The following is a 25,891-nucleotide window of genomic DNA, read 5'->3' as shown; positions in this document are numbered from 1 at the left end:
GGGCGGTTCCCCGCGGGGGAACCGCCCTCAGCCGCATCCCGGCAGGGGTCAGCCCTGGGCGGGCTCCAGCCGGATCGAGACGCTGTTGATGCAGTAGCGGTCGCCCGTCGGGGTCTGCGGGGCGTCGTCGAAGACGTGGCCGAGGTGGCTGTGGCAGGTGCCGCAGAGGACCTCGGTGCGCACCATCCCGTGGCTGCGGTCCTCGCGGAGCACCACGTTGTCGGCGGACGACGGCTCGTAGAACGACGGCCAGCCGCAGTGCGAGTCGAACTTCGTCTCCGACCGGAACAGCTCGGCCCCGCAGGCGCGGCAGCTGTAGACGCCCTGCGTCTTCGTGTCGACGTACTCCCCGGTCCACGGCCGCTCGGTGCCGGCCTGGCGGAGGACGGCGTACTCCTCGGGCGACAGCTGCGCCCGCCACTCCTCGTCGCTCTTGCTGACCTTCGGCTGGTTCTGCGCGGACGTCGTCATGCGCTCAACGGTACGAGCCACCGCCACCGGCCGACCCGGGTGACGGCGCGGCGTCGCACCCGGCGGAGACTGGACGGGTGAGCTCGCTGGACACCCCGCTGCCCGACGTCTGGTTCACCCGCGACCTGCCGGTGCTGCGTGCGATCGCCCGGCTCGTCGACGGGCCGGAGTACGGCGGCAACCCCTACCTGGGTCAGGTGGTGCCGGCGAGCGGGCTGCCCAAGCCGGAGGTGACGGCGGCGGCCCGGGCGCTGGTGTCGGCGGGCTACGTCGAGGCGCTGACGAACTACGCCGGCGAGATCGTGCGGTTCACCGGGGTCTCGGCCGAGGCCCGGCGGCTGACCGGGCTCTGGCCGACGCCGCAGGGGGAGTGGGACCGGCTGCTCGAGCAGCTCCGCGCCCGGGCGGAGAACGCGCCGACCGACGTGGAGCGGGCCCGGTGGCGGGCGTTCGCCGACGCCGCGGCGGCCGTGGGGCCGGATGCCGGCGCGCTGCTGATGTCGGCCCTCATCGGGGGGTACGTGCCCCGGGCCCGTTAGTCCCGGGAACGACGGCGCCCCCGCCCGGCTGAGCCGGACGGGGGCGCTGTGCTGATCGGTCGATCAGAGCGGGTGGACGTTCGCCGCCTGCGGGCCCTTCTGGCCCTGCTCGATGTCGAACGAGATCCGCTGGCCTTCGTCGAGCGAGCGGTACCCGCTGGTCTGGATGGCCGAGTAGTGGACGAAGACGTCCGGTCCGCCACCGTCAGGGGTGGCGAAGCCGAACCCCTTCTCGGCGTTGAACCACTTGACAGTTCCTTCGGGCATTGCTCGCTCCTAGCTGAGGTGGTGCATCGGGGTCCTGCCAGTGCGCAGGGCCTTCCCGACGGCGACGACCCTAGCGGTCGAACGGGCCCCGCGGGGCGCTGGGGCGACCGCACCGGGTCTTGCGGCAATCGTGCGGCTCTCTCGTCGGCGTGCTGCGGAGCGGGCCGGATCGTCGTTCCTGCCGGGACGGACCCGGCCTCGCACGGAACGGACTCCCGCCATGACCGCCACGCCCTCCACCGACCCGATCGTCCTGCTCGACGTCGAGGACCTCGCCGAGGCCGACCTGGACGCCGACCTCGCCGAGCGGCTGGAGCTGGAGGGCCGGGTGTACCTGCGCCCGGACGCCGCGGGCGCCCCGGCCGACGAGGTGGGGCGGCTGGTCGACGGCACGGGCTCGCGGCCGACTCCGCCGGACGCCGTGTTGCTGGTCCGCGCGATCCGCCGGAGCGGTGCCGCCGCGGCGGCCGTCCACGAGCTGGGCCTGAAGGCCGCGATGCTCGCCGGCTGAGGCCGCGCGGTGTGCAGGCACCCGCTGTCCCACCCCGTGGGATCGCGCTGGGTGCACGGACCGCCGTCAGAGCAGGCGGCCGGGGTCCTCGGGGAACGGGCGGCCGCGCGACGGGACGGCGTAGTCCCCGCCGGGTGCGGGCTCCCAGGAGCGGCCGGCCGGCAGCGCCAGCGGCTCCGGTCGCCAGGAGGACACGGTGATCGTCCCGGGCTGGTCCCACGACTCCGCGTCGAGCCGCGCGCGCTCCTCGCGCCAGGCCAGCATCGAGCGGTGCCAGCGGCGACCGCCGACGTCCACGCCGACCAGGACGGCGATGCCGACGGCCACGGTCAGGCAGGCGTTGGCCACCGCGGTGGCGACGTCCAGCGCGGTCAGCTGCGGCCAGCCGATCGCCTCGACCTGGGCGCCGACGATCTCGACGACGACGTAGAGCACGCCGTAGACCAGGAACGACACCCGCACCGTGCACCTCCTCCGTCGTGGACCGGACACGTCCTCAACGGCAGGTCGGGGGCGGCGGCGGCGTCCGCGCGGCGGTCCGTCACCCGTCCGGGTGACCGGTCAGGGCTGCAGCACCTCGTTCCACGGGCGCACCGCCCAGCTGGCGACCACGCCGTTGACCACGAACGGGTCGCCGGCGATGAACTCCTCGGCGGCCTCGCGGGTGGTGAAGACGCCCATGGCCTCGCCGTTCATCGGCTCGTCGAAGGTGCCGACCATCAGCAGGTCCCCGCGCCGGGCGAACTCCTCGACCCGCGCCGAGTGCGCGGGGTAGTGGTGCTGGGCGAGCGGCAGGAAGTCCTCGACCGCCCGGTAGGTCATCACGTACTTCATGGCCGGGCATCCTGGCCCGACCGGGGCGTCCCGTGCGTGCTCGGCGCACCGGCGACGGCGTCACGCGGACGGGTGACAGCTCGCTGCCGGATCAGGGACGGCGGGGCACGGTTCCCCGGTGACCACGCCGCTGATCGCCGTCCTGGTGATCGCCGTGGGCCTGCCCCTGCTCGCGTGGTGGATCGCCCGCCGGCCGTACTGGTCGCGGCTGCGCCCGGGCGCCGAGCCGGACCCGTGGCGGGACCTGGTCCGCCGGCACGGGCTGTCGGCGGGGGAGGCGGCGATGGTCGCGGCGGACGTCCCGCGCGGACTGCGGCTGCCGGACCCGCGGCTGCGCCGGGCGGCCGTCGACTGGGCCCGGGAGCTCCTGGCGCAGGAGGGGGTCCGGCTGCCGCGGGACCCGCGGACCCGCGGGGTGGTGGCCGTGCTCGCGGCCGTCTGGGGAGCCGCCGCACTGGGTCTGCTCGTCGCCCAGCTCGCCTCGGGGGAGGGGGTCGACGTCCCCTGGGGCGTCGTCGCCGTCTGGGTGGTCACCGGCGTCTGGAGCGTGCGCCGTCGTCGCGCCCTGCGGAGGACCGTCGAGCTGAACGACGAGCCCGCCGCTTACGGCAGCTGAGCTCGCGGGGCCGTCGGCGGGAGCCGCGGCGCACCCACCGGCGCGGCAGCCCGACCTGCGCGGCGGAGCCTCCGAGCTCACCCGGCCGGACTGCACCCAGCGCTCGGGGAAGCGCTCCAGCCGAGTGTTTGAAGCTTCAAGTGATGGTGTGTACGGTGGCATCTGCTTGAGACTTCAAGTACATGGAGGGCTGATGACCGGCACCCCGTCCGCACCACCGCACCCCACACCCGACGAGACGCCGGTGGACCGCACCCCCGGGCGGGGCCGGACGTTCGGCTCCCGGGCCGACGTCACCACCGGCGCCCCTGCCCGCTACGCCGAGCAGCTGATCTCGCACCTGGGCCGCAAGGTGCCCTTCACCGGCGACGCGATCACCGCGCCGGCGACCGCGGTGATCGGCGCGGCCACCGCCGGGATCGTCGTCGGCGAGGGCGTGCTGACCCTGGAGGCCGCCGGCGACGACGAGGAGTCCGTCGCGCGGGTCGAGCAGGTGCTCGGCAGCCACCTGGAGCGGTTTGCCCAGCGCGAGGCCCTCACCGTGCAGTGGGTGCGCGACGCCAGCTCCCCGACCCCCATCCCCGCTCCGCCTCCCGAGGAGTCCGCATGACCACGCCCGCCCCCACCACGACCGCCGTCGCCGACGCCCGCATCCCGGCCACGCACCCGTTCGCCGCCCACCTGCGGCGCACCGCGGCGCTCGAGGCCGCCGCCCCGCACCGCGTCTGGACGCCGGAGGACGGGCCGCTGCCGAGCCTCTACCTCTCCCACGGCGGCGGGCCGATCCCCTTCCAGAGCCCCGAGTGGCTCGACCCGCTGCACGACTGGGCCCGCGCGCTGCCCAAGCCGAAGGCGATCCTGGTCGTCTCCGCGCACTGGGAGTCCGCCCCGCTGTCGCTGAGCGCCGCCCGGCCCAGCGAGCTCGTCTACGACTTCGGCGGCTTCGACGCCCTGTACCACACGTTCCGCTACGACACCCCCGACGCCGGCGAGCTGGCCCGGCAGGTCGTCGGTCTCATGCCGGACACCGAGCAGGTGCACCAGCACGCCCGCCGCGGCCTCGACCACGGCGCCTGGGTGCCGCTGAAGATCATGTACCCGGCTGCCGACGTCCCGGTGCTGCAGCTGAGCCTGCCCACCGAGGACCCCGACGCGCTGCTGGCCCTCGGCGAGCGGCTGCGGCCGCTGCGCGAGCAGGGCGTGCTGGTCGTCGGCTCGGGGCACATGACCCACGGCCTGCCGTTCCTCACCCGCGAGATGTTCCTCGGGAACGAGGTGCCGGGCTGGTCGGCGGACTTCGACGCCTGGGCCGCCGACGCGCTGGCCCGCGGCGACGTCGCCGAGCTCGCCCGCTTCCGCACCGCCGCCCCGGGCATGCCCTACGCGCACCCCACCGTGGAGCACTTCACGCCCCTGTTCGTCACCCTCGGCGCGGCCACCGACCCGACCGCCCCGGTGCTCACCACCCTCGACGGGTACGGCGTCGGTCTCTCCCGGCGCTCCTTCCAGGCCGCCTGAGTGCGACCGGCGCGACCACACCACCGGCGTCGCCGTGCCCTCGGGCGACGGCGAGCCGCGCTGGCTGGACGACGCGGAGATGGCTGCCTGGCTGCCGCTGGTCCGGCTGGTGACGCTGCTGCCGCAGCGGCTGGACGGGCAGCTGCGCGAGGACGCCGGCATCGGCCACCTCCACTGCCAGATCCTCGCCATGCTCTCCCAGGCCCGCGACGAGCACCTGCGGATGAGCGAGCTGGCCGGACTCACCGCCGTCTCGCCCAGCCGGCTCTCGCACGCCGTCGCCGCGCTGGAGGACCGCGGCTGGTCACCCGCTGCCCGGCCGCCACGGACCGGCGGGGTCAGCTCACCCGGCTCACCCTCACCGGTCGGGCCGCGGTCGAGCAGATGGCCCCCGGCCACGTCGCCGAGGTGCGCCGGCTGGTGTTCGACCCCGAGCCGAGGGTGGCGGCACGCGTGCCGGGTCCGCGGCGCCGATCGTGCTCGCCTCGTCCCCGCCCGGCCTGCCGGTGCGCACGCGGGCGGTGCACGCCGTCGACCCGCCCGAGCAGCTCCACCAGGCTGCTGGACGCGACGACCCGGCAGTGGTCGTGGGGCTGGCCGACCGGCTCGGGCTCGTCACGGCTCGCCTCGCCGGTCCGACGGTGCGCGACCTCGTCCAGGGCGTCGCGGCCGACGGGGCGCGCCGGTGGGCAGGGGAGTCCGGGCGGGGGAGCGGGCGGCCCCGGCGCTCGCGACGACGACCAGCGCGACCGCGAGCAGCTGTACCGGGGTGAGGACCTGCCCGAGGACGACCAGGCCCGCCATGGCCGCCGCGGCCGGTTCCAGGCTCATCAGCACGCCGAACACCCGGCTGGCGAGGGCGCGCAGCGCGGTCAGCTCGAGGGCGTAGGGCACCACCGACGAGAGCAGGGCCACCATCAGCCCGACCAGCAGCACATCGGGCGCGGCCAGCGCCGATCCGGCCGAGGTGAGCCCGATCGGCAGCACCATGAGCGCGGCTGCTCCGCTGGCCAGGGCCAGCCCGTCCAGCCCGGTGGTGCGGCGCCCGGTCTCGGCCGAGAGCACGATGTAGCTGGCCCAGCAGGCACCCGCGCCGAGGGCGAAGGCCACCCCGGCCGGGTCCAGCCCGGTCAGCGAGCCGTACCCGAGCAGGACCACGCCGGCGGCGGCCATCACCACCCAGCCGAGGTGCTGCAGTCGCCGGGACAGCACCGCGGCCAGGCCCAGCGGCCCGAGGAACTCCACGGTGACCGCCGCGCCGATCGGCATCCGCGCGAGCGCCTCGTAGAACAGCCCGTTCATCGCGGCCAGCGAGAGTCCGAAGGCCGCGATCACCGCCCAGTCGGTGCGCGAGCGGCCCGACCAGCGGGGGCGGACCAGGAGCAGCAGCACGAGCGCGGCGCCGCACAGCCGCAGGGTCACCATGCCGGCCGGGCCGGCCCGGTCGAACATCGTCGCGGCCAGCGCCCCGCCGAACTGCACCGAGAGGATGCCGCCGAGCACCATGCCGACCGCCCCGCCCCTCCCGGGCATGGCCCAGCGGCGCAGCGAGAAGGCGCGTCCATCGGCGGCGGCGGTGCGTGGAGTGGTGCTCATGGCCGATGGGATCCCCGAGGACGCTGCGGTGGGTGGGCACCCCGACGCTAGGCACCGTCCCGCCGCGGACGGAAATCCGATCCCCCGATCCGTGCGTCAGGGGCGCAGGGGTCCAGCCCTGCCGCGTGGGCCGTCCTCACCCCACCGAGGAACCGACCGCCACCGCGCCGCGGCGCGGGTCGGGGTCACCGCTCGGCGGCGTCAGCCCCGCTCGGGCCGCGCTCCTCGCGCTCGGACCGCGCGCCCGAGGACTGCGGATCCGTGCGCTCCAGGCGCTGACGGATCGCCGCGACGTTGAGCGCCAGGTCCTCGAGCGCCTCGACGGCGCGCGTGGCGAGCGCGAACGACAGGTTCTCACGCTGCCGCTCGACGCTGGGCTCGCGGTCGCCCGGGGCGATCTCGGAGCGCTCGCCCGGACGACGCGTCGCCTCCGCCCACGGGTCGTCATCGCTGCGCGGACCGCCGAACAGCTCACGCAGCATCCGCTGCGCCAGCTCGAGGAACTCGCCTGGGTCGGGCCGGTCGGTCGCCATCCGGATCCCCTCTCAGCTCGTGTCGAGCGCGTCGCGCGGACCGGGGATCCCCGGCCCGCGACGACACGACCAACCTACGACCACCAGGGCGCTGTCAGTAGCCGAGGACAGCCGGCGACGTCCGCCCGAGCCGTGCTGGCAGGGCCGGGCTCGTCGACACGCCCGCGGTCAGGGTGAGTGACGCCAGCTGCGACCGTCGCGGGTGATGAGCGTGGTCGCCTCGGGTGGGCCCCAGGTGGCCGCCTGGTACAGCGGGATGGGACGGGGGTCGGCAGCCCAGTACCGCAGCACCGGGTCGACGATGTGCCAGGACCGGCCCACCTCGTCGGCCCGGATGAACAGGGTGGGGTCGCCGACGAGCGCATCGAGGATGACCCGCTCGTAGGCATCCGGGGACTGCTCCCCGAAGCTCTGGTAGGAGAAGTCCATCGACGCCTTCTGCACCCGGAAGGCGTGCCCGGGGACCTTCGCGCCGAAGCGGAGGCTGAGCCCCTCGTCCGGTTGGACCCGGACGACGAGCGTGTCCGGCTCCAGGTCGGCCGCGGTGCCGGGGAACAGCGGCAGGTGCGGGGGCCGGTGGAACTGCATGGCGACCTCGGTGACCCGGGCGGGCAGCCGTTTGCCCGTGCGCACGTAGACCGGGACGCCGGTCCACCGCCAGTTGTCGATGTCCAGGCGCATCGCGACGAAGGTCTCGGTCGAGCTGAGCGGGTCGACGCCGGGTTCCTCCCGGTAGCCGGGCATGAGGTCCGCGCGGGTGCCACCGCGGGTGTACTGGCCGCGCACGGCGTTGGTGGCGATGTCGCGTTCGCCGTCGACGGGGCGGATGGCGCGCAGCAGCTTCACCTTCTCGTCCCGGATCGCCTCGGGGTGGAAGGAGGTCGGGGGCTCCATGAGGAAGAGGGAGAGCACCTGCAGTACGTGGTTCTGGACGATGTCACGCATCGCGCCCGTCGTCTCGTAGAACCCGCCGCGGTCGCCGACCCCCAGGGTCTCGGCGACGGTGATCTGCACGTTGTCGACCCAGGTCCGGTTCCAGATCGGCTCGAAGATGGAGTTGGCGAACCGCAGGGCCAGCAGGTTCTGCACGGTCTCCTTGGCCAGGTAGTGGTCGATGCGGAAGATCTGCTCCTCGGTGAAGGCCGAGGTGAGGTCCGCGTACAGCTCCCGGGCGCTGTCCTCGTCCCACCCGAACGGCTTCTCGATCACCGCGCGGACGAACGCGTCCCCGGCCGGCGTGCCCAGCCCGGCCTTGCCGAGGCTCAGCGCGATCGGCCCGAACAGCCGGGGCGGGGTGGCGAGGTAGTAGACGCGGTTGCCGGCCGTCCCGTGCGTGCGGTCGCACTCACCCAGCACCTCGGCCAAGCGGGTGTAGGTGGCCGGGTCGTCGTACCCACCGTGCACGTATCGCGCACGGGAGACCAGGTCCGCCCACCGCGGGTTGTCGGGCCCGGGGACCTTCTCGCGGCAGTAGGCGCCGAACTCCTCATCGGTCATGACGGTGCGTGCCACCCCGACCAGGGCGACCTCCGGTGGCAGTGCCCCGTAGGCCGCCAGCCGTTCGAGGGCGGGGAGGAGCTTGCGCGCCGTCAGGTCACCCGATGCGCCGAAGATGACGAGGACACACGCCGGTGCCCGTCGTGCCTCCGAGGTCGTCATGCGCTCCCCACCTCCGCGCCGACTCGCCGATACCGCTCGGAGCGCGCCGATCGGCCCGTGCCCGTCCGTCCCGGCGGCCCGGGGAGGACGCTCGGGGACGAGGATGGCAGGACCGACGCGCCCCTGGCTGCAGCGCGGACCGCCGTACTCGTCTCGATGCCGACGGTGGAGACCTCGGGAGGCTCGGCCAGTCACACGGCGACCGCGTGCCGGGTGAGACGGTCCAGCACCGGTCCCCGGCCGCGGTCGGTCAGCCGGCGGCTGGAGCGCACGCCCCGGCGTGCGGAGCTCGATCCATCGGGACTCCCTGGCGCAGGACGAGGACCCTCGCCGGCATCCGCGACGGCACCCACGACGTCCGCGAGTGTCGTGGCACTGGCTGAGGTCGCGTGGCCCGGCCGCCCGCAACGCTCGGCGAAGCAGCAGCGGTCATTCAGGTGGTGACTGTCCGGCCGGTGTGGGCCAGCCAGGTGACCAGCGACCGGTGCAGGTCCTGGGCCTCGGCTCGAGACAGCCGCAGGCCGAGCGACTCACCGTTGTCGTCGACCAGCACGCCGATGCTGTTCGGGGAGCAGGCGAGCAGGCCGAGGGTGATCCGCCCCTCGGCGTCCTCGCTGGTCTTGAACCACAGCAGGTCGTCGTGGGCGAGCACGACCCGAGCGGCCGGGTCGGGCGGGGACTGCGGCACCCGGGCCCCGTCGTCGGCAGCCGGGTCGTCGTCCTCGCCGGGATCGACCGCGATCCTGGCGGCACGCAGGGTGCGGCGGAACCGGGAGACCCACAGGCCGAGCAGGCGCATCGGCGTACTCCTCCGGATGTCGGCCGGCCCGTCCGCTGCCTCGGAGGAGACCTCCGGGGGGCTGCGTCCAGGCCGGCTGGATCAACGGGGCAGGACGGTCCGACCGAGCCCGAGCCGGTCGCAGCCCGCCCCGGTCGTCCGACCTCCTGCGTCTGGAGGGAAGAGTCCCGGGCTGAGGCGACAGATACCTCGGCGCGTCGCGGAAGTCCGGCCCGAGGAGTCGACGGCGACGTCATTGCCGGCTGCGGCGCGGAACGCCGTGCCCCGGGCCGGAGCGGCGCCGTGCAGGCGTGCGGCCAGGCGGAGCATCGCTCACGACCCCCGGCGCTGGTCGCCCCGGTCCCCGGCCGGAGCCGTGGAGGATCCCGCGGCGGCGTGATCCCCGGGCGCGCGGCAGTCGGCGGCAGGGAACCGTGGTCGTGGCGGCGATCGACGAAGAGCTCGCGGGGCGCTGGCGGGTCGGTCCGCGGCCCCGGACCGGCGGCGGCACGTCCATCGGCGACCTCGACTCGATGACGTCGTGGCCTCACCAGGTCCCGCACGGTCCAGTTCATCGGCCGGATGTGTCCTGGACGGCAGGTCGACCCGTCTTTCGCGCTGGCCGACACACCTGACCGTCGGCTGTGTCCCCGGCCTTCTGGAGCCGTGACGGTGCGCCTTCGAGCCGCCCCACCGCGGGCGCAGGACGTGCCGGTGCCGCTCGGCCGTGACGAAGCCGAGGCCGGCGCTCGGGTTGCCGCCTGGTGCGACCCGGCTGCTCCAGGCCTGGCCCGTCGTCCGGCATCAGCCCCTTCTGTCCGTGTCCGACAGTCCCCTGAACAGCGCCTACCGGGACACCAGCCGCGACGGCGACATGCGGGGTCCACCTGCTGGCTGACGCCGGCTGCTGGCCGCTGAGGCACGCCCCCACCGCCGGGTGACGGCACGGCTCGCCGGCCTCCGCCCCACTGCGGCCCGGTCTCGACCCCTGCAGGCCTCGGGGCTGCTGACAGGATCTGCGGCCCGCGCTGTCAGTGCTCCTGCCCTGGCGCGGGCAACAGCAGCGACGACGGCCCCCACTGCCTCGAGACCGCACCGGGGACGGTGCTGGTGCTGGAGGCATCGACGACGCGGCCGACCAGCCGATCGGACCTCCCTCCGGGTGACACGGCGAGGTGTGCCAGAACGGGTCACCCGGGTGAGCCCCGGTGGTGGTGTCCTTCACAGGTCGTCGGACGACGCCTTCTGAGGAGGAGTGACATGGGTCGGATGGAGGGCAAGGTCGTGCTCGTCACCGGGGCTGCCCGGGGACAGGGGCGGGCGCACGCACAGCGGCTGGCCGCCGAGGGCGCCGACATCATCGCCGTGGACCTGGCCGGGCCCGTCGAGACGGTGACGTACCCGCCCGCCAGCGCCGACGACCTCGCTGGGACGGTGAAGGCGGTCGAGGCGCTCGATCGGCGGATCCTGGCTCGGCAGGCCGACGTCCGTGACACCGACGCCCTCGCCGCCGCGGTGCGGGACGGCATCGGGGAACTCGGCCGGCTGGACGGCGTCGTCGCGAACGCCGGGATCCTCAACGCGGTCAAGCCGTCCTGGGAGCTGGCCGAGGAGGAGTGGCAGACGATGCTCGACATCAACCTCTCCGGTGTCTGGCACACCACCAAGGTGGCGATCCCGCACCTGATCGAGCAGGGGCAGGGCGGTTCCCTCGTCCTGATCAGCTCGACCGCCGGACTGCGGGGCATCCCCAACATCGCGCACTACAACGCCGCCAAGCACGGTGTGCTGGGACTGCAGCGCACGCTGGCCAACGAGCTCGCCGAGCACCGCATCCGGGTCAACTCGGTCCACCCGACCAACGTGCGCACGACGATGATCGAGAACGAGTCCAGCGCGCGGATCTACCGGCCCGACCTGGACGACCCGACGTTCGACGACGCGATCCCGGCGCTGGCGAAGATCAACATGTGGCCTGTGCCGTGGGTCGAGGTGGAGGACGTCGCCAACGCCGTCCTGTTCCTCCTCTCCGACGAGTCCCGCTACGTCACGGGCGTGGCCCTCCCCGTCGATCTGGGGATGAGCCAGAAGTACTCCGGGGCCTGACCGACCCGCGAGCCCTGTCCCCTGGCGGACGCCCGTGACAAGGTGAGCGCCACGCGCTCGACGACGAGGGCAGAGGTGCTGTGACCGGGTTCGACGCCCTGACGGCGGAGGGGCTCTACCAGCTGCGGCGCGCACGTGACGAGTTCCTGGCCGGCGGTCTGTACGGCCGCACGCCGCCGGGCCTGCCGGCCGAGCTCGTCACAGCCTGGCGGCGTGCGCTCTTCTACGGGGTGCCGCCGGACCTCGCCGCGGTGCCGCGCATCCCGGGGCCGCGGCACCCTTCGCTGTTCGCCGCAGCTTCCCCGGTGCTGGAGCGGCTGGTCGACAGCCTGTCGGCGGCTGACCTGGCGGTGGTGCTGTCCGACGCCCGCGGCCGGGTGGAAGCGGTCCAGGCGCAGAGCCACGACGTGCGCCGACACCTCGAGCGCATCGACACCGGTCCGGGAGCCGACCTCTCCGAGACGACGACCGGCCTCAACGGCATCTCCGCCGTCGTCGAGACCGGTCGGCCGGCTCTCGTCCGCGGCCCGCAGCACGTCCTGGGGCTCTACCAGGAGACGGCCTGCGCCGGGGCCCCGATCCGCGACCCCCTCGACCACCGGCTGCGCGGGGTGCTCTCCCTGGTGAGCGGCCTCGAGGTCCCGCCGGTACTGCTCTCCACGCTGGCCGACACCGCGGCCGCCGCGATCGAGCGGGAGCTGCTCCACCACACCGAGCCGCGGGAACGCGTGCTGCTCGACGCCTTCCTCCCGGAACGGGCCCGCACGCCTGCCGTGCTCGCCCTGGACGGGCGGACCCGGCTCGTCAGCGACCCGGCGGGATCGCTGCTCGTCGACCCCGATCTCGATGTCCTGGAGGACGTCGCCGCGACCGCCGTACAGGCTGATCGGCTCGGCTCCGAGGTCGTCCTCCTGCCCGGGAGCGGCGCGGTCGCGCGCCTGCGCGAGGTCCTGCACGGCGGTGTCGTCGCCGGTGTGCTCGTGACCCTGGACCCGCCGGAGGGACTGCGCCCGCGCAACGCCGCTCTGACGTCGCCGCAGCTCCTCACCGCCCCGACCCCGCTCCCTGGCCTGGCCGGTCGGTCCGCGGCGTGGCAGGCGCTCCTCCGACGGGTCGAACGGGTCGGCGATGCCCGGATCCTCGTCGTCACCGGCGAATGGGGCACGGGTCGCGGCGCGGTCGCGCGCGCCGTCGGCCTCCTGCAGGGACGACGGGTGGTCGAGCTCGACGCCGCAGACGTCGTCGCGGACCCCCGTCTCCCCTGGCTCGCCGACCTCGCTCCGGCGTTGCAGGAGGACGCGCTGGTCGTCATCCGCGGCGCCGATGCGCTCCCGGCCCGGACAGCGGTCGCCGTCCGGGCTCTCCTCCACCGTCCCCTGCACGGTCGGGTGGCGCTGACGGGGACGACGGACGACGGACGGCCCTGGCACCTGGACCTGGTCCCGGCCGGTGGGGTGGAGCTCGTCGAGGTGCCGCCCCTCCGCGACCGTCCTGGGGACGTCGTGGAGCTGGTCGCCGTCCTGTCCGCACCGCGGTTGCGCGACGGGGAGACGCTCCGGCTGGCCCTCGATGCCGAGGAGGCGCTGCGCCGGTGGTCCTGGCCGGGCAACGTCGCGGAACTGCGTGCGCTGGTGTCCCGCCTGTGCGCGGATCCGGGTAGCCGGCGACCGGTCACGTCGGACGACCTGCCGGAGGAGATGCGCCGCGTCACCCGGATCTTCACGGGACTGGAGCAGACGGAGCGGACGGCCATCCGCGCGGCGCTGCGCGCTCACGGAGGAAACCGGTCACGGGCCGCGGAGGCACTGGGCATCGGCCGGTCGACCCTCTACCGCAAGCTCCGCTACTACGGACTTGAGAGCTCCTGACCCGCTCCGCCTCGGAGGGCCCCGTGCAGGCGCGACCCCAGTGTGCCAAAGCGGGACAACCGTCGCGTGGTGACCGGCGTCACGCTCGGCGTGTCGGACCACACCCGAGACTGCGAGGTGCTCATGTCCATCCCTCAGCAGGCGCAGCGACCTGCGGCCGGGACCGCCGGGTCGAGCCCGGCCCGAGAGTCCGCCTCCCCTGCCCCTGACGACCGTGCACCGGACGCGGTCGCGGACGTGGTCGTCGTCGGCGGTGGGGGCGGAGGACTGCCCACAGCTCTGTTCAGCCGCTGGCTCGGCAACGAGGTCGTGCTCCTCGAGAAGGCCGACGAGCTCGGTGGCACGGCTCGCAAGGCCGCCTTCTGGTACTGGGTGCCGAACAACGAGCCGATGCGGGCCGCTGGCATCGTCGACCACGAGGCCGACTTCCTGCGCTACGTCGCGAGGCTGGCTCGCCCCACCGCGTACGACCCGGACTCGCCGACTCTCGGGCTGACCCAGTGGGAGTACGACATGTGCCGGGCCATCTACGAGAGCGCCTCCCCTGCGGCCGAGCTGCTCGCCGAGAAGGGGGCGCTGGAGTACCGGCACTGCCCCGACGTCCCCGACTACTGGTCGGAGATCCCCGAGGACAAGACGCCCACGGGGCGGGTCCTGGTCCCCGCCGGCGCCCGGGAGTCGATGTCGGACGGCGGGCTCGTGGGCGTGGCGTCGATGAGTGCCGCCGCTCGGCGTGACGGGATCGACATCCGCACCGGACACCGGGTGCAGCGCCTCGTCGTCCGCGGTGACGCGGTCGTCGGCGTGGAAGCGACCACCGCGGACGGGCGCACGCACCGGATCGCCGCCCGCAAGGCCGTGGTCTTCGCCACCGGCGGGTTCACCCACGACGTCGACCTGCGGCGGAACTTCCTGCACGCCCCGGTGTACGGCGGGTGCGCCGCCACCACCAACGAGGGGGACTTCCTCGCGATCGCCGGCCCGGTCGGCGCCCAGCTGAGGAACATGAACTACGCCTGGATGTGCCCCATCCCGCTGGAGCGAGCGGTCGCCCGCGACCCGGGGCTGATCGGCATGTTCTCCGTCGCGGGTGACTCGATGATCTTCGTGGACAAGACCGGTCACCGGGTCGTCAACGAGAAGCTGCAGTACAACGAGCTGGCGCAGAAGTTCTTCACCTACGACGGCGAAAAGGGGGAGTACCCCCATCTCGTCCTGATCCAGATCTGGGACCAGCGCAGCCAGGACCACTCGGCCAGCGACGAGTACGGCCGGCTCATCGTCCCGCCCGGCACCGACGACTCGCACGTCATCCGCGGCGAGACCCTCGACGAGCTCGCCGAGGCGATCGCCGCGCGCCTGGACCGGTACAAGGGCGTGATGGGCGGGCTCACCCTCGCCCCGGACTTCGCCGGCACCCTGCGGCGGACCATCGACCGCTTCAACGGCTTCGCCGAGCGCGGTGTCGACGAGGACTTCCACCGCGGGGAGAAGCCGATCCAGTTCGTGTTCAACGGTCCCGTGAGAGAGGAGTCCGGCCGGACCAACCCGACGATGTGGCCGATCAGCGGCCAGGGCCCCTACTACGCCGCCCTGGTCACCGGCGGGACGCTCGACACGAAGGGCGGGCCGCGGACCAATCCCGACGGGCAGGTCCTCGACGACACGGGGACACCCGTTCCCGGTCTCTACGGGGTGGGCAACTGCGTCGCCTCGGCGTCCGCGCAGGCCTACTGGGCCGGGGGCGCGACCCTGGGCCCGATCATCGCCTTCGCCCACCGCGCCGCCCAGGCCGCTGACCGGGAACCCGTCCGCGAGCCGTCCTCCCAGCTCACCTCCGCCTGACCGGACATCGAGGAGCCCCCATGGCGATCACCGTGCAGACGATGACCGACGAGCAGCGGAAGTCGGTCGCACTCGAGTACCTCAAGGCGTTCGACCACGCCGGGACGACGTCCACCGGCGGCAGCATCCTGGACCTGTTCGCCGACGACGCCCAGGTCATGTTCCCCAAGTGGGGGCTGGCCACGGGCAAGGAGCAGATCGGCCGGCTGTTCACCGACGTCGGCAGCACGCTGGTCTCGATCCAGCACCACTACTCGGAGTTCACCTGGGTCTTCTCCGGCTCCGACCTCGTGGTCGTCGAGGGCACCAGCCACGGGGAGCACAAGGACGGGCCGTGGCGGGCCGGCGTGCCGGACTGGGGCGCGGGGCGCTGGTGCGACGTCTTCGAGATCCGCGACTTCCTGATCCAGCGCTGCTTCATCTACCTGGACCCGGACTACGCCGGCCAGGACACCGAGCGCTACCCGTGGCTGACGCGTGCCTGAGCTCGCCGGGAGGGCGACCCGCCCGGTGAGGCTGACCGTTCCCCGACCGTAGCGACCTGACCGACACGAGAGAGGACTTCCCATGGCAGAAGTCGAGACCGACGTCCTGGTGGTCGGGACCGGCCCGGCCGGCGCGTCCGCCGCACTCGCGCTCGCCACCTACGGCGCCCGCACGACGGTGATCAACAAGTACGGACGGCTCGCCGACACCCCTCGTGCCCACATCACCAACCAGCGCACGATGGAGGCCCTGCGCGACCTCGGCGTCGAGGAGGAGGTGATGGCCGAGGCCGTGCCGCAGGAGCTGATGGGCAACCTCGTCTACTGCACCTCGATCGCCGGCGAGGAGCTGGGTCGGCTGCACGCCTGGGGCACCCGGCCGGACCGGCTGGCCGACTACACCGCGGCCAGCCCGTCGCGGATCTGCGACATGCCGCAGGACCTGATGGAACCGGTGCTGCTGCACAACGCGCAGAGCCGCGGGGCGAAGGTCCGCTTCGACACCGAGTACCTCTCCCTGCAGCAGGACGACGACGGCGTCACCGTGCACGTCCGGGACCGGCTGCGCGGCGACGAGTACGACATCCGGGCCCGGTACGTCCTCGGCGCCGACGGCGGCCGCAGCCAGGTCGCCGACGACATCGGCCTGCCCTTGCGCGGTCAGATGGGCGTCGGCGGCAGCATCAACATCGTCTTCGAGGCCGACCTGTCCCACCTGGTCGCCGACCGCCCGTCGGTCCTGTACTGGGTGCTGCAGCCGGGCGCCGACGTCGGCGGCATCGGCGCCGGCCTGGTGCGCATGGTCCGGCCCTGGCACAAGTGGCTGATCGTCTGGGGCTACGACATCAACGGCCCGGCACCGGACCTGACCGAGGAGTACGCGCTGTCGATCGTGCGCAAACTCGTGGGCGACGACTCGGTCAAGGTCACGATCACGTCCAGCTCGGCGTGGACGGTCAACCACATGTCCGCCGAGCGCTACTCGACCGGCCGGGTGTTCTGCGCCGGTGACGCCGTCCACCGGCACCCGCCGTCGAACGGCCTGGGCTCCAACACCTCCATCCAGGACTCCTACAACCTGGCGTGGAAGCTGGCGATGGTGGTCCGGGGCCAGGCCGGGCCGGGGCTGCTGGAGACCTACTCGGCCGAGCGCGCACCGGTGGGCAGGCAGATCGTCGACCGGGCCAACCAGAGCATCGCCGACACCGCCCGGCTCTACGACGCCCTCGGCCTGCTCGACACCACCGACCCCGAGCGGATGGTCGAGCACATGGCCGCACGCAAGCAGGCCACGCCGGAGGCGGAGAAGCAGCGTGCCGCTCTCCGTGAGGCGATCGCGTTCAAGGACTACGAGTTCAACTGCCACGGCGTGGAGATGGACCAGCGCTACGAGTCCTCCGCGGTGGTGCCCGACGGCACCGCGCCGGAGCAGCCCGTCCGGGATCCGGAGCTGTACTCCCACACCTCGTCGCGACCCGGTGCGAAGCTGCCGCACGCGTGGCTGACCACCGACCACCGCCGGCAGGTCTCCACCCTCGACCTCGGCGGGCATGGCCGGTTCACCGTCTTCACCGGCATCGGCGGCGACAGCTGGGTGCGCGCCGCGGCCGTCGTGGCGGAGCGGCTGGGCATCGACGTCGCCGCCGTCGTCATCGGCCCCGGCCAGGAGTACGACGACCTGTACGGAGACTGGGCGCGCATGCGCGGCATCGACGACGGCGGGGCGCTGCTGGTCCGACCGGACAACTACGTCGCCTTCCGCCGAACCGGCGCCCCGTCCGACGCCGAGGCCGAGGCGGCGCTGGAGAACGCCCTGCGCACCGTGCTGGACCGCGCCGAGGAGGTCCAGGCATGAGCGACCGGCAGCTGTTCACCGAGGAACGGTCGGCCGAGGTGGTGGCCGCCAGCTTCGAGGACACCCCGGACGCGCGACTCAAGCAGGTCATGACCTCGCTGGTGCACCACCTGCACGCGTTCGTCAAGGACGTGGAGCTGACCGAGGAGGAGTGGGGGTTCGCGATCGACTTCCTGACCCGCACCGGGCACATGAGCAACGAGGTGCGGCAGGAGTTCATCCTGCTCTCCGACGTCCTGGGTGTGTCGATGCTGGTGGAGACGATCAACCACCGCACCGGCGGCGCCTCGACCGAGTCGACGGTCCTGGGCCCGTTCCACATGGTCGAGTCCCCGCCGCGAGAGCTGGGGGAGAACATCTCACTAGACGGCAAGGGCACCCCGTGCCTGGTGTCGGGTCGGGTGACCGGTCCGGACGGCGAGCCGCTGGCCGGGGCGTCGGTGGACGTGTGGCAGGCCAACGAGGACGGCTTCTACGACGTCCAGCAAGCGGGCATCCAGCCGACCGGCAACCTGCGGGGTCTGTTCACCGCCGATGACGAGGGCCGGTTCTGGTTCCGCTCGGTGGTGCCGCGCTTCTACCCGATCCCCGACGACGGCCCGGTCGGTCAGCTGCTGGCCGCCACCGGCCGGCACCCCAACCGGCCGGCGCACCTGCACTTCATCGTCGCCGCACCGGGCTACCGGCCGGTGACCACCCACGTGTTCGTCGCCAATTCCCCCTACCTGGACTCCGACGCGGTCTTCGGGGTGAAGGAGAGCCTGATCCGCGAGGTGGGCGAGGTCGACGACCCGGCCCGCGCTGCGGAGGTCGGGCTGCCCAACCCGTTCCGGACGTTGACGTTCGACCTGACGCTGCTGCGCGCCGACCAGGCGCCGCCGGCGGCCCAGCCGGCCGACGCGCAGCCGACCGTGGTGCGCGGAGCTCCTGGGGAGGCGTCGTGATCCGGCCGTTCACCTACCAGGCGCTGCCCATGCGGGTGGTGTTCGGCGCCGGCTCCCTGGCCTCCTTGCCCGACGAGGTCGAGGCGCTGGGACTGACCCGGGTGCTGGTCCTGTGCTCGCCGGAGCAGGAGGTCACCGGCAAGCAGGTCGCCGCCGCCCTCGGCGACCGCGTCGCCGGCGTGCTGCCCGAGGCGCGGATGCACGTGCCCATCGAGGTCGCCCGTCGCGCCCGGGACGAGGCTCGCCAGCTGGGCGCCGACGGCTGCGTGGCCGTCGGTGGCGGGTCGGCGGTCGGGCTGGGCAAGGCGATCGCGCTCGAGCACGACCTGCCGGTGATCGCCGTTCCGACCACCTACGCCGGGTCGGAGATGACCCCGGTGTGGGGACTGACCGAGGGCGGGGCCAAGCGCACCGGCCGCGACATCCGGGTCCTGCCCCGCAGCGTCGTCTACGACGCCGAGCTGACCGTGACGCTGCCGCCGATGCTGTCGTCCACCAGCGGGATGAACGCCATCGCCCACGCCGTGGAGGGCCTCTACGCCCCCGACGCGACGCCGATCGTCTCCCTGATGGCCGAGGAGGGCACGAGGGCGCTGGCCGCCGCGCTGCCGGCGGTGGTCGCCGACGGCGCCGACCTCGACGCCCGCGGGGAGGCGCAGTACGGCGCCTGGCTGTGCGGCGCGGTGCTGGCCGCCACCACGATGTCGCTGCACCACAAGCTCTGCCACACGTTGGGCGGGACCCTCGACCTGCCGCATGCCCAGACGCACACCGTCGTCCTGCCGCACGCGCTGGCCTACAACCAGCCGGCCGCGCCCGAGGCGGTCGCCGCCCTGTCCCGGGCGCTCGGCGGGGTCGACGACCCGGCCCGGGCGCTGTGGGAGCTCGCCGGCCGGCTCGGCGCCCCCCGGTCCCTGGCCGAGCTCGGCATGGTGGAAGCAGACATCCCGCGGATCGCCGAGCTCGCCGTCGCCAACCCCTACGCGAACCCACGCCCGGTCACGCGCGAGGGCGTCGAGGTCCTGCTACGCGCCGCCTGGGCAGGGGACGCGCCGACCGCCCTGCGAGAGTAGGGAGGAAGGACGATCCGCACGTGCCTCGCTGCAGTGAGGTGCGGTGGCCTGACGGCCCGGCGGAGAGCGGTCACTCACTGGGGAGGTGCTCGCGCAGGGCCGCGTTCACCACGTCCGGGTCCGTGGCGTTGGGCAGGTGGGCCGCTTCGGGGACCACGAGGAACTCCGCGCCGGGGATGCCCTCGGCGATGAGCCGCACCATGTCGACCGGCGTGGCAGGGTCCTCGGCGCCGGCGATGGCGAGCGAGGGCGTGCTGATCCCGCCGAGCCGGTTCCGGACGTCGAACGAGCCGATCGCTTCGCAGCAGGCGGCGTAGCCCTCGGCCGGGGTGGTCCGCAGCATGGTCAGCAGTCGTTCGGCCTCGCCTGGATGCCGTGCGGCCCAGGGAGCGGTGAACCAGGTGCCCGTGCGTGAGGGCACGAGGAACTCGGTCCCCTGTTCCCGCACCTGCTGGGCCCGCACGGCCCAGGAGGGCGGGTCGGCGAACCGAGCGGCCGACGCGATGATCGCCAGCCTCTCCAGCCTGTCCGGGACGGTCAGCGCCAGGTGCAGGCCGATCGCTCCGCCGATGGACACCCCGGCGTAGGAGAAGCGGTCGATCCCCAGCCGGTCGAGCAGGGCCAGCACGTCCCCGGCCAGGTCGGCCATCGTGCAGGCGCCCGGTACGACCTCCGAGCCACCGTGCCCGCGGAGGTCGTAGCGCACCACCCGGTAGGTGCGGGCGAACTCCACCGCTTGTGCGTCGAACAGGCCGGTGTCGGTGCCCAGCGACGGTCCGAGCACGAGCGCCGGCGCATCGACCGGGCCGTCCTGGACGTGCTGGAGTCGCGCTGTCGAGGTCACCCGGTCCTCCCGCGCGTGGCCGCGCCGGCTGCGGGGGCGAAGCCGAAGCGGTGGTGGTCCCAACCGTCGCGCAGCGGCCCCCAGTAGTCGAAGCGCACCTGCTTGACCGCGTACCGCCAACCCTCGACCGTACGGACGACTCTGTCGGAGTAGCGCCCGGCGGCGACGTGCGGGACGTCGTCGACGACGCACGGCTGCCACAGCACCGAGCGCACCGCTGCGGTGTCGCCGTCCACCGCGATCTCGTGGTTGGAGACGTGGTGCCAGAACCTCATCCCGCTGTCGGCGAGGCCGCTGAAGAAGGCCAGCAGATCGGCCGAACCGGTGACGACGGCCAGCCCGTCGAAGATCCCGTCCGCCGTGAACAGCGCCACGAGCCCCGGCCAGTCACCGGTGTCGACGAGCCGGCAGTAGGCGGCATCCAGGTTCCGGATCGCCTCGACGTCCTCGAGCCGGCGCAGCCGCGCCTCGAGATCGCTCACGGGTTCGCCGACAGGGCCGAGGGGTGCTCGGTGAGCGGGGTGACCGAGATGGTCATGAACGGGAACAGCGGGAGGTTCCACAGGATGTCGTGGAGCTCGTCGGTGCCGGAGACGTCGAAGACGCTGATGTTGCTGTACTGGCCGACCACCCGCCACAGGTGCACCCAGACGCCCTTGCGCTGCAGTTCCAGCGCGCGGGCCTTCTCCGTGGCCAGCAGCGTGGCGCGCTCATCGGGGTCGAGGTCGCGGGGGACGGCGACGTCCATGCGGACGTGGAACAGCATGCTCAGCTCCTCGCTGGTGGGGTGCGGGTGGACCGGGCGACGGCGGCGGGGTCGAGTTCCACCCGAGCCCCGACCCGTCGGACAGGGGCAGCCCTCCGGGACGGGGTGCACCGGGACGCCGGGACTGCGGGCCCAGGCGTCGTGCACGGCGCGCCCGACCCCGGCCTCCGCGCAGGGTCGGCGTTGGCGACGTCGTTCATCGCCGTTGGGGTCCCGGCGATGCCGTCGACCCGGCTGCCGAGCAGGAGCGGGGGCAGGCACCGACCGACGACCGGCTGCATCGTCACCACCGACTCACCGTCCCACCACGGGCCGCCAGGGCGACGCCCTCACCTGTGCCCGTCATGCCGTTCCGCGGTGACCCGCACCAGGAGGATCGGCTGGGCGTCCATGCCGGTGCGGGCGAGCCGGTGCGGCCGGGCCAGGGGGACGTCGCGGACGGTCGTCCTGACGCGCTCGACAGCCAGGTCGCTCATCCCTGTCAGCGTCGGTTGGCGAAGATCGAGACGTCGTCGTTCCCGATCAGGTCGGGAACGGTCCAGCCGTCGAGGTCGTACTCGGCAAGACACGCTTCGGCCAGGCCCTTCATCTGCGCGGTCGTGCCCATGGCCTCGGCGGTGAAGAGCAGTTCAGCGCGCACGCCCTCGTGGTTGCCGGAGTAGTTGCGCTCGTAGAGCTCGTGCCGGCCACCGAACTCGGTGCCGACCGAGTCCCACAGCGCCTTCATCAGCTTGACGCGGTCCACCGCCTCGATCCCGTTCGAGCCCCGGACGTACCTGTCCAGGTAGGGCCGGACCTCCGGGGTCTTGAAGTCGATCGCGTGTGAGTTGAGGTAGATCAGCCCGCTCGACACGTCCTGCTGGATGATCTCCTTGACCCGCGGATAGCCCTGCATCATGAACATCCGGTAGGTGAACGCGTACTCCAGCTTGGGCAGCAGTGCGCCGTCCTTCCACTCGTCCGGGGTCCGGGCCAGCGCGTCGGACAACGCCCAGAAGACGTTCCGCCAGCCGATGACCTCACCGGCGCGGGTCTGCACGCCGCGGAAGTCCTTGGTGCCGGTTGCCTCGAGCGCCTTGAGCAGCAGCCCGGCGATGAAGTCGAGCTTGACGGCCAGCCGGGTGCAACCGTGGAGGGCGAAGCGCGGCAGGAAGCCCGACTGCGGGAAGAAGTCGTTGATCTTCTCGACGTCGCCGTAGACGAAGACGTTCTCCCACGGCACGAGCACCTTGTCGAAGATGAAGATCGTGTCGTTCTCGTCCAATCGGCTCGACAGCGGGTAGTCGAACGGGCTGCCCATGACCGCGGCCTGCTGGCTGTAGGAAGCCCGGCAGATCAGCTTCACGCCGGGTGCGCTCATCGGCACCGTGCAGATGAGCGCGAACTCCTTCTTCCTGATCGGCAGCCCATAGTGGGCGATGAAGTTGTAGTTGGTGATCGCCGAGCCGGTGGCCACGACCTTGGCACCGGACACGACCAGCCCGGCGTCGGTCTCCTCCTCCACCCTCATGAAGACGTCGCCGACCTCGTCGGGCGGCAGGTTGCGGTCGACCGGCGGGTTGATGATCGCGTGGTTCCAGTAGAGGACCTTCTCCTGCGACTCCCGGTACCAGCGCTTCGCATTCTCCTGGTAGGGGTCGTAGAAGTCGCTGTTCGCGCCCAGGGTGCCGAGGAAGCTGGCCTTGTAGTCGGGGGAGCGGCCCATCCAGCCGTAGGTCATCCGGGCCCAGGCCGCGATGGCGTCGCGGTCGGCGACCATGTCCTCGACCGAGTGCGGCGCCCGGAAGAAGGGATGGGTGACTCCACCGTTGCCGGTGTCGGTCGGCGTCGTCACCACGTCCCGTCGGGCGGGGTCGTGCAGGGCGTCGTACAACCGGGCGGTCATTCGCACGGAGTTGCGGAAGGCCGGGTGGGTGGTCACGTCGGCGACCCGCTCCCCGTAGATCCACACCTCGCGGTCGTCGCGCAGGCTCTCCACGTACTCGTCGCCGGTCATCGGCCGACTGGCCGAGGGCGTGTCCGGGGCGGCGGGAACGTTGGCCGGGCGTTCTTGTTCGAGTGTCACGGAGGGCCCCTTCTGCATCGGTGGAGTCGGGTCGGTGGTGCGCGGCGCCGTGGTGCAGCGGCGTGTCCGGTCAGGGCGCGGCCCGGGAGCGGTGCGGGCGCAGGGGGGTGAAGCTCGGGTGGGCGCCGAACCAGCCGAACTCGGGGCTGTCCAGCGACGCGGCCCAGTGGACGCCGGTGGCCGGAGGGGCCAGTTCACGGAAGCGCCCGCCGAAGAAGAGGAGGGGATCGGCGTCGGTCACGGCCAGGTCGGCGACCTCGCCGATGACGATCAGGTGGTCCCCGCCGTCATAGGTGCGCCAGGGCAGGCAGGAGATGGTGGCGGCGTTGCCGACGAGGACCGGGGCCGTCGGCCCGTCGGCCCACGCCGGCTCGGGGTGCTGGGGGCGACCGGCGAAGTGCCAAGCGGTGTCGAGCTGCTCCGTGGACAGGACGTTGACCGCGAAAGGTGCGCTCTCCAGGTACCGGCGGGCCCTCGACTCACGGGTGACCGTGACCTGGCACAGCGGCGGATCGAGCGAGACGGCGGTGAACGCGTTGACGGTGGCGCCGTGCGGGACGCCGTCGTCCTTCGCGCAGGTGACCACGGTGACCCCGGTGGCGAACCGGCCGAAGGCGTTGCGGAGGGTGCGGGGGTCGAGCGGCATCGACGCCTCGCTTCCTCGTGTACGGCCGCACACGGTGCCCGCTCAGCGCGGGGAAGTGTGCGCTGAATCACATCCCGCGTCAACCCGAGCCGGAGGATGCGGCGCCGAGCGGCTGCGGGGGACGTCAGTGGCGCCTGCTCGTCCTCAGCAGCGCCGTCACTCTCCCGATGCCGTCGACGGATCGGCACGCTGCAGTCGGTCTCGATGGCCTGGAGGTCCTCCTCGGCTGCCGTTCGGGGCGACCGCCAGATCTCCTGCAGCAACGAGCCAGCGGCGGAACCGGCGTGTCCTGCGCAGGGCGAGGCAGGCCTTGCGAGCGTGCCCGGCTCGCCGTGCCCGTTCGGCCGGTGACAGCTGCATCCCGGCCGTGTCACCGTCGCGGCCCGGGCAGCGTGGCCTCACGGACACCAGGATCCCCGAAGCGCAACAGCCGCCGCCGTGTCCGTTCCGCGGTGGCCGCGAACCGCGGTCAGGTGCCGCAGTCCGGCCTGGCGTCCCACCGCGGTCCTCGGAACCGGGAGAGGCACGCCCGGATTGACTCCGCCGCCCCGGCCCGGACAGGGACCTGTGGCCGTGTGCGGCGCTCGGCCGTCGCCCTAGCGTTGCTGCCGCGGTGCGCGCGCTCCCCACGCGGGTGCGTGTCCACCGAGTTGGACGAGGAGCAGCCATGCCGCAGGGACTGTCGACTCCGATCCCCCTCCGTGCCGGTCATCCCGCTGGTGAACCGCCCGCCGGTGCGGCTGCACACTGGCTCCGCCGGCCGGCCCGGCGCGGGCGCGCTGACCCGGCGCCCCACCGATGCGTCGGGCGAACCGACCGCCGGTGCTCGTCGACCCGGTCCCGGTCTGCCTGGTGGGTGAGGCCATGGTGAGGGTTCCTGCTGCGTTCGGCGGGCCGGTGAGCCCGGCCGGTGAGACGGAGCGGGGTGCGGCATGAGCCCCGAGTCCCGCCGGGTCGCCGGCATCGTCCTCATCGTCCTCCCCACGGTCGTCATCGGCGGGGTCAGTGTGCTCAGCCTGCTGATCGGCGACCCGGGCTACCGGGACAACCCGCTGCGGCAGGACCTGTGGCGTGCCGGTCACGCGCACGCGGGCGTGCTGTTGCTCCTGTCCCTGGTCGCCCTCCGGTACGTCGACGAGACCAGGCTGCCCGAGCGCGCCCGCTGGTTCGTGCGGCTGGCCTTTCCCACCGCCGCCGTCCTGCTGCCCGTGGCGTTCTTCCTGTCCGTCCTGATGCCGCAGGACCGGGAGCCCAGCGCGGTCATCCACCTCGCCTACGCCGGGGCGGTCGTCCTCGTGTCCGGGATGCTCACCCTCGCCGTCGGCCTGCTCCGGGGGACGACGTCACCGTCGGCCCGGGGCGGGTCACCGTCACCCGAGGCACTGGCGCCGCCGGCCCCGCGTGACCCGCATCGCCGTGCCTCCTCGCCCACACCCCCGATGGGTCGATCCTCATGATCTTCCTCGTCGTGCTCGCGCTCGCGACCGTGGTGGCCGCGCTCGTCCTGTGGCCGTCGTCCGGCCGCCGCTCCGCCCGCCGAGCGGCTCGTCTCGGCATGGCCACCGCCATGGTCTTCGCCGGGGTGGCCCACTGGGTGATGCCGACGCCCTTCGTCCAGCACCTGCCGCCGTGGGTGCCCGCCGCGGAGGCCCTCGTCCTCGCGACCGGTGTGATCGAGATCGGCCTCGGCCTCGGCCTCCTGCTCCGCCAGCCGTGGCGGCGCCGCGCCGGGCTCGCGCTCGCGGTCTACCTGGTCGCCGTCTTCCCGGCCAACGTGTACGTCGCGGTCGCAGGCGTCGAGGTCGAGGGGCAGCCCGGAGGCTGGTACCCCTGGCTCCGACTGCCCTTCCAGGTGCTGTTCGTCGCCTGGGCGCTGTGGAGCACCGAGTGGGACCTCCAGCAGCTGCGCGCTGCGGCGAACAGGCTCGTCGGCAGGACCTCTCGGGCCGAGGAGGTCTCGCCGGCGACCTCCCGGGCGGAGGGGTAGAGGGGCCCAGTTCGTCCGGGCGGCACCCGCGGGGGCTCCACCGCGGTCGCCGAGGAGCGGCACGCAGGTACCGGCGGGCGCACAC

At 73.2% G+C, this 25,891-nt stretch carries 28 protein-coding genes; 14 read left to right on the top strand and 14 right to left on the bottom strand.

Going from position 1 to position 25,891, the window contains the following annotated elements; genetic code table 11:
- Nucleotides 1–48 precede the first annotated feature (48 nt).
- Nucleotides 49–471 carry a peptide-methionine (R)-S-oxide reductase MsrB gene (gene msrB / locus ACI79G_RS22230; RefSeq protein ID WP_456883214.1) on the bottom strand — a complete coding sequence of 141 codons (423 nt, stop codon included), beginning with the start codon at nt 469–471 and terminating at the stop codon, nt 49–51.
- Between the two features lie 77 nt (nt 472–548).
- On the opposite strand from msrB, the gene ACI79G_RS22225 reads away from it, so the two are divergent.
- Nucleotides 549–1,010 carry a hypothetical protein gene (locus ACI79G_RS22225; protein ID WP_456883213.1) on the top strand — a complete coding sequence of 154 codons (462 nt, stop codon included), beginning with the start codon at nt 549–551 and terminating at the stop codon, nt 1,008–1,010.
- Nucleotides 1,011–1,073: 63 nt separating this feature from the next.
- Here the strand turns inward: ACI79G_RS22225 and ACI79G_RS22220 are convergent, their stop codons facing one another.
- The gene (locus ACI79G_RS22220; RefSeq protein WP_091216949.1) at nt 1,074–1,277 is read right to left on the bottom strand and encodes a cold-shock protein; all 204 of its coding nucleotides are present in this window, start codon (nt 1,275–1,277) and stop codon (nt 1,074–1,076) included.
- Nucleotides 1,278–1,497: 220 nt separating this feature from the next.
- Between ACI79G_RS22220 and ACI79G_RS22215 the strand changes: the two genes are divergently transcribed.
- Nucleotides 1,498–1,788, top strand: a complete 291-nt coding sequence (locus tag ACI79G_RS22215) for a hypothetical protein (RefSeq protein ID WP_456883212.1) — start codon at nt 1,498–1,500, stop codon at nt 1,786–1,788.
- A gap of 66 nt (nt 1,789–1,854) precedes the next feature.
- Here the strand turns inward: ACI79G_RS22215 and ACI79G_RS22210 are convergent, their stop codons facing one another.
- Entirely contained in the window at nt 1,855–2,250 is a 396-nt protein-coding gene (locus ACI79G_RS22210) for a hypothetical protein (RefSeq protein WP_456883211.1), read from the bottom strand.
- A 99-nt stretch (nt 2,251–2,349) separates the two neighbouring features.
- Nucleotides 2,350–2,622: a YciI family protein gene (locus tag ACI79G_RS22205; protein WP_456883210.1), complete on the bottom strand. Its 273-nt coding sequence runs from the start codon at nt 2,620–2,622 to the stop codon at nt 2,350–2,352.
- Between the two features lie 118 nt (nt 2,623–2,740).
- On the opposite strand from ACI79G_RS22205, the gene ACI79G_RS22200 reads away from it, so the two are divergent.
- From ACI79G_RS22200 to ACI79G_RS22190, 3 genes are all read left to right on the top strand, one after another.
- A complete protein-coding gene (locus tag ACI79G_RS22200) occupies nt 2,741–3,238 on the top strand; it encodes a hypothetical protein (protein WP_456883209.1) in 498 nt (165 codons plus the stop codon).
- Between the two features lie 193 nt (nt 3,239–3,431).
- The gene (locus ACI79G_RS22195; protein WP_456883208.1) at nt 3,432–3,848 is read left to right on the top strand and encodes a DUF2218 domain-containing protein; all 417 of its coding nucleotides are present in this window, start codon (nt 3,432–3,434) and stop codon (nt 3,846–3,848) included.
- Nucleotides 3,845–4,756 carry a dioxygenase family protein gene (locus tag ACI79G_RS22190; protein ID WP_456883207.1) on the top strand — a complete coding sequence of 304 codons (912 nt, stop codon included), beginning with the start codon at nt 3,845–3,847 and terminating at the stop codon, nt 4,754–4,756. The genes ACI79G_RS22195 and ACI79G_RS22190 overlap by 4 nt, the downstream gene beginning before the upstream one ends.
- Nucleotides 4,757–5,371: 615 nt before the next feature.
- Here ACI79G_RS22190 and ACI79G_RS22185 read toward each other — a convergent pair.
- The 4 genes from ACI79G_RS22185 to ACI79G_RS22170 all read right to left on the bottom strand — a co-directional run bounded on the left by ACI79G_RS22185 (nt 5,372) and on the right by ACI79G_RS22170 (nt 9,343).
- Nucleotides 5,372–6,352 carry an EamA family transporter gene (locus tag ACI79G_RS22185; RefSeq protein WP_456883206.1) on the bottom strand — a complete coding sequence of 327 codons (981 nt, stop codon included), beginning with the start codon at nt 6,350–6,352 and terminating at the stop codon, nt 5,372–5,374.
- 185 nt (nt 6,353–6,537) lie between these two features.
- A complete protein-coding gene (locus ACI79G_RS22180; protein WP_456883205.1) occupies nt 6,538–6,885 on the bottom strand; it encodes a hypothetical protein in 348 nt (115 codons plus the stop codon).
- A 168-nt stretch (nt 6,886–7,053) separates the two neighbouring features.
- The gene (gene zwf, locus ACI79G_RS22175) at nt 7,054–8,544 is read right to left on the bottom strand and encodes a glucose-6-phosphate dehydrogenase (RefSeq protein ID WP_456883204.1); all 1,491 of its coding nucleotides are present in this window, start codon (nt 8,542–8,544) and stop codon (nt 7,054–7,056) included.
- 433 nt (nt 8,545–8,977) lie between these two features.
- Complete coding sequence (locus tag ACI79G_RS22170) at nt 8,978–9,343, bottom strand: hypothetical protein (protein ID WP_456883203.1); 366 nt, start codon at nt 9,341–9,343, stop codon at nt 8,978–8,980.
- A 1,239-nt stretch (nt 9,344–10,582) separates the two neighbouring features.
- Between ACI79G_RS22170 and ACI79G_RS22165 the strand changes: the two genes are divergently transcribed.
- From ACI79G_RS22165 to ACI79G_RS22135, 7 genes are all read left to right on the top strand, one after another.
- On the top strand, nt 10,583–11,428 hold the full coding sequence (locus ACI79G_RS22165) for a mycofactocin-coupled SDR family oxidoreductase (RefSeq protein WP_456883202.1): 846 nt from the start codon (nt 10,583–10,585) through the stop codon (nt 11,426–11,428).
- A gap of 80 nt (nt 11,429–11,508) precedes the next feature.
- Nucleotides 11,509–13,296, top strand: a complete 1,788-nt coding sequence (locus ACI79G_RS22160; RefSeq protein WP_456883201.1) for a sigma-54-dependent Fis family transcriptional regulator — start codon at nt 11,509–11,511, stop codon at nt 13,294–13,296.
- Nucleotides 13,297–13,533: 237 nt separating this feature from the next.
- Entirely contained in the window at nt 13,534–15,141 is a 1,608-nt protein-coding gene (locus ACI79G_RS22155) for an FAD-dependent oxidoreductase (protein ID WP_456883200.1), read from the top strand.
- 20 nt (nt 15,142–15,161) lie between these two features.
- Nucleotides 15,162–15,626 carry a nuclear transport factor 2 family protein gene (locus ACI79G_RS22150; RefSeq protein WP_456883199.1) on the top strand — a complete coding sequence of 155 codons (465 nt, stop codon included), beginning with the start codon at nt 15,162–15,164 and terminating at the stop codon, nt 15,624–15,626.
- Between the two features lie 82 nt (nt 15,627–15,708).
- A complete protein-coding gene (locus ACI79G_RS22145) occupies nt 15,709–17,481 on the top strand; it encodes an FAD-dependent oxidoreductase (protein WP_456883198.1) in 1,773 nt (590 codons plus the stop codon).
- Complete coding sequence (locus tag ACI79G_RS22140) at nt 17,478–18,425, top strand: intradiol ring-cleavage dioxygenase (protein WP_456883197.1); 948 nt, start codon at nt 17,478–17,480, stop codon at nt 18,423–18,425. The genes ACI79G_RS22145 and ACI79G_RS22140 overlap by 4 nt, the downstream gene beginning before the upstream one ends.
- Entirely contained in the window at nt 18,422–19,498 is a 1,077-nt protein-coding gene (locus ACI79G_RS22135) for a maleylacetate reductase (RefSeq protein ID WP_456883196.1), read from the top strand. The genes ACI79G_RS22140 and ACI79G_RS22135 overlap by 4 nt, the downstream gene beginning before the upstream one ends.
- A 70-nt stretch (nt 19,499–19,568) precedes the next feature.
- On the opposite strand, the gene pcaD is transcribed toward ACI79G_RS22135, so the two are convergent.
- The 6 genes from pcaD to ACI79G_RS22105 all read right to left on the bottom strand — a co-directional run bounded on the left by pcaD (nt 19,569) and on the right by ACI79G_RS22105 (nt 23,819).
- On the bottom strand, nt 19,569–20,342 hold the full coding sequence (gene pcaD, locus ACI79G_RS22130) for a 3-oxoadipate enol-lactonase (protein ID WP_456883195.1): 774 nt from the start codon (nt 20,340–20,342) through the stop codon (nt 19,569–19,571).
- Nucleotides 20,339–20,824 (bottom strand): nuclear transport factor 2 family protein, encoded by a 486-nt coding sequence (locus ACI79G_RS22125; protein ID WP_456883194.1) that lies wholly within the window; start codon nt 20,822–20,824, stop codon nt 20,339–20,341. Before ACI79G_RS22125 ends, pcaD begins: the two co-directional genes overlap by 4 nt.
- The gene (gene catC / locus ACI79G_RS22120; protein ID WP_456883193.1) at nt 20,821–21,108 is read right to left on the bottom strand and encodes a muconolactone Delta-isomerase; all 288 of its coding nucleotides are present in this window, start codon (nt 21,106–21,108) and stop codon (nt 20,821–20,823) included. Before catC ends, ACI79G_RS22125 begins: the two co-directional genes overlap by 4 nt.
- Nucleotides 21,109–21,437: 329 nt before the next feature.
- Nucleotides 21,438–21,584, bottom strand: a complete 147-nt coding sequence (locus tag ACI79G_RS22115) for a hypothetical protein (RefSeq protein ID WP_456883192.1) — start codon at nt 21,582–21,584, stop codon at nt 21,438–21,440.
- Between the two features lie 5 nt (nt 21,585–21,589).
- Complete coding sequence (locus ACI79G_RS22110) at nt 21,590–23,173, bottom strand: 4-hydroxyphenylacetate 3-hydroxylase family protein (RefSeq protein WP_456883191.1); 1,584 nt, start codon at nt 23,171–23,173, stop codon at nt 21,590–21,592.
- 70 nt (nt 23,174–23,243) lie between these two features.
- Entirely contained in the window at nt 23,244–23,819 is a 576-nt protein-coding gene (locus ACI79G_RS22105) for a flavin reductase family protein (RefSeq protein WP_456883190.1), read from the bottom strand.
- Between the two features lie 932 nt (nt 23,820–24,751).
- Between ACI79G_RS22105 and ACI79G_RS22100 the strand changes: the two genes are divergently transcribed.
- Together ACI79G_RS22100 and ACI79G_RS22095 are read left to right on the top strand one after the other, a co-directional pair.
- The gene (locus tag ACI79G_RS22100) at nt 24,752–25,276 is read left to right on the top strand and encodes a hypothetical protein (protein ID WP_456883189.1); all 525 of its coding nucleotides are present in this window, start codon (nt 24,752–24,754) and stop codon (nt 25,274–25,276) included.
- Nucleotides 25,273–25,806 (top strand): DoxX family protein, encoded by a 534-nt coding sequence (locus ACI79G_RS22095; protein WP_456883188.1) that lies wholly within the window; start codon nt 25,273–25,275, stop codon nt 25,804–25,806. The genes ACI79G_RS22100 and ACI79G_RS22095 overlap by 4 nt, the downstream gene beginning before the upstream one ends.
- Nucleotides 25,807–25,891: the final 85 nt, after the last annotated feature.

The organism is Geodermatophilus sp. SYSU D00779, from assembly GCF_054050595.1.
Note: the sequence above shows the minus strand (reverse complement) of the source record. Positions and strands in the feature narration are given on the sequence as shown.

Bases quoted from the DNA above. Each gene is read 5' to 3' on its own strand.
- msrB (WP_456883214.1), bottom strand. From the start codon at position 471: ATGACGACGTCCGCGCAGAACCAGCCGAAGGTCAGCAAGAGCGACGAG.
- ACI79G_RS22220 (WP_091216949.1), bottom strand. From the start codon at position 1,277: ATGCCCGAAGGAACTGTCAAGTGGTTCAACGCCGAGAAGGGGTTCGGC.
- ACI79G_RS22215 (WP_456883212.1), top strand. From the start codon at position 1,498: ATGACCGCCACGCCCTCCACCGACCCGATCGTCCTGCTCGACGTCGAG.
- ACI79G_RS22205 (WP_456883210.1), bottom strand. From the start codon at position 2,622: ATGAAGTACGTGATGACCTACCGGGCGGTCGAGGACTTCCTGCCGCTC.
- ACI79G_RS22195 (WP_456883208.1), top strand. From the start codon at position 3,432: ATGACCGGCACCCCGTCCGCACCACCGCACCCCACACCCGACGAGACG.
- ACI79G_RS22190 (WP_456883207.1), top strand. From the start codon at position 3,845: ATGACCACGCCCGCCCCCACCACGACCGCCGTCGCCGACGCCCGCATC.
- ACI79G_RS22185 (WP_456883206.1), bottom strand. From the start codon at position 6,352: ATGAGCACCACTCCACGCACCGCCGCCGCCGATGGACGCGCCTTCTCG.
- ACI79G_RS22180 (WP_456883205.1), bottom strand. From the start codon at position 6,885: ATGGCGACCGACCGGCCCGACCCAGGCGAGTTCCTCGAGCTGGCGCAG.
- zwf (WP_456883204.1), bottom strand. From the start codon at position 8,544: ATGACGACCTCGGAGGCACGACGGGCACCGGCGTGTGTCCTCGTCATC.
- ACI79G_RS22170 (WP_456883203.1), bottom strand. From the start codon at position 9,343: ATGCGCCTGCTCGGCCTGTGGGTCTCCCGGTTCCGCCGCACCCTGCGT.
- ACI79G_RS22165 (WP_456883202.1), top strand. From the start codon at position 10,583: ATGGGTCGGATGGAGGGCAAGGTCGTGCTCGTCACCGGGGCTGCCCGG.
- ACI79G_RS22150 (WP_456883199.1), top strand. From the start codon at position 15,162: ATGGCGATCACCGTGCAGACGATGACCGACGAGCAGCGGAAGTCGGTC.
- ACI79G_RS22145 (WP_456883198.1), top strand. From the start codon at position 15,709: ATGGCAGAAGTCGAGACCGACGTCCTGGTGGTCGGGACCGGCCCGGCC.
- ACI79G_RS22140 (WP_456883197.1), top strand. From the start codon at position 17,478: ATGAGCGACCGGCAGCTGTTCACCGAGGAACGGTCGGCCGAGGTGGTG.
- catC (WP_456883193.1), bottom strand. From the start codon at position 21,108: ATGCTGTTCCACGTCCGCATGGACGTCGCCGTCCCCCGCGACCTCGAC.
- ACI79G_RS22115 (WP_456883192.1), bottom strand. From the start codon at position 21,584: ATGAGCGACCTGGCTGTCGAGCGCGTCAGGACGACCGTCCGCGACGTC.
- ACI79G_RS22105 (WP_456883190.1), bottom strand. From the start codon at position 23,819: ATGCCGCTCGACCCCCGCACCCTCCGCAACGCCTTCGGCCGGTTCGCC.
- ACI79G_RS22100 (WP_456883189.1), top strand. From the start codon at position 24,752: ATGAGCCCCGAGTCCCGCCGGGTCGCCGGCATCGTCCTCATCGTCCTC.
- ACI79G_RS22095 (WP_456883188.1), top strand. From the start codon at position 25,273: ATGATCTTCCTCGTCGTGCTCGCGCTCGCGACCGTGGTGGCCGCGCTC.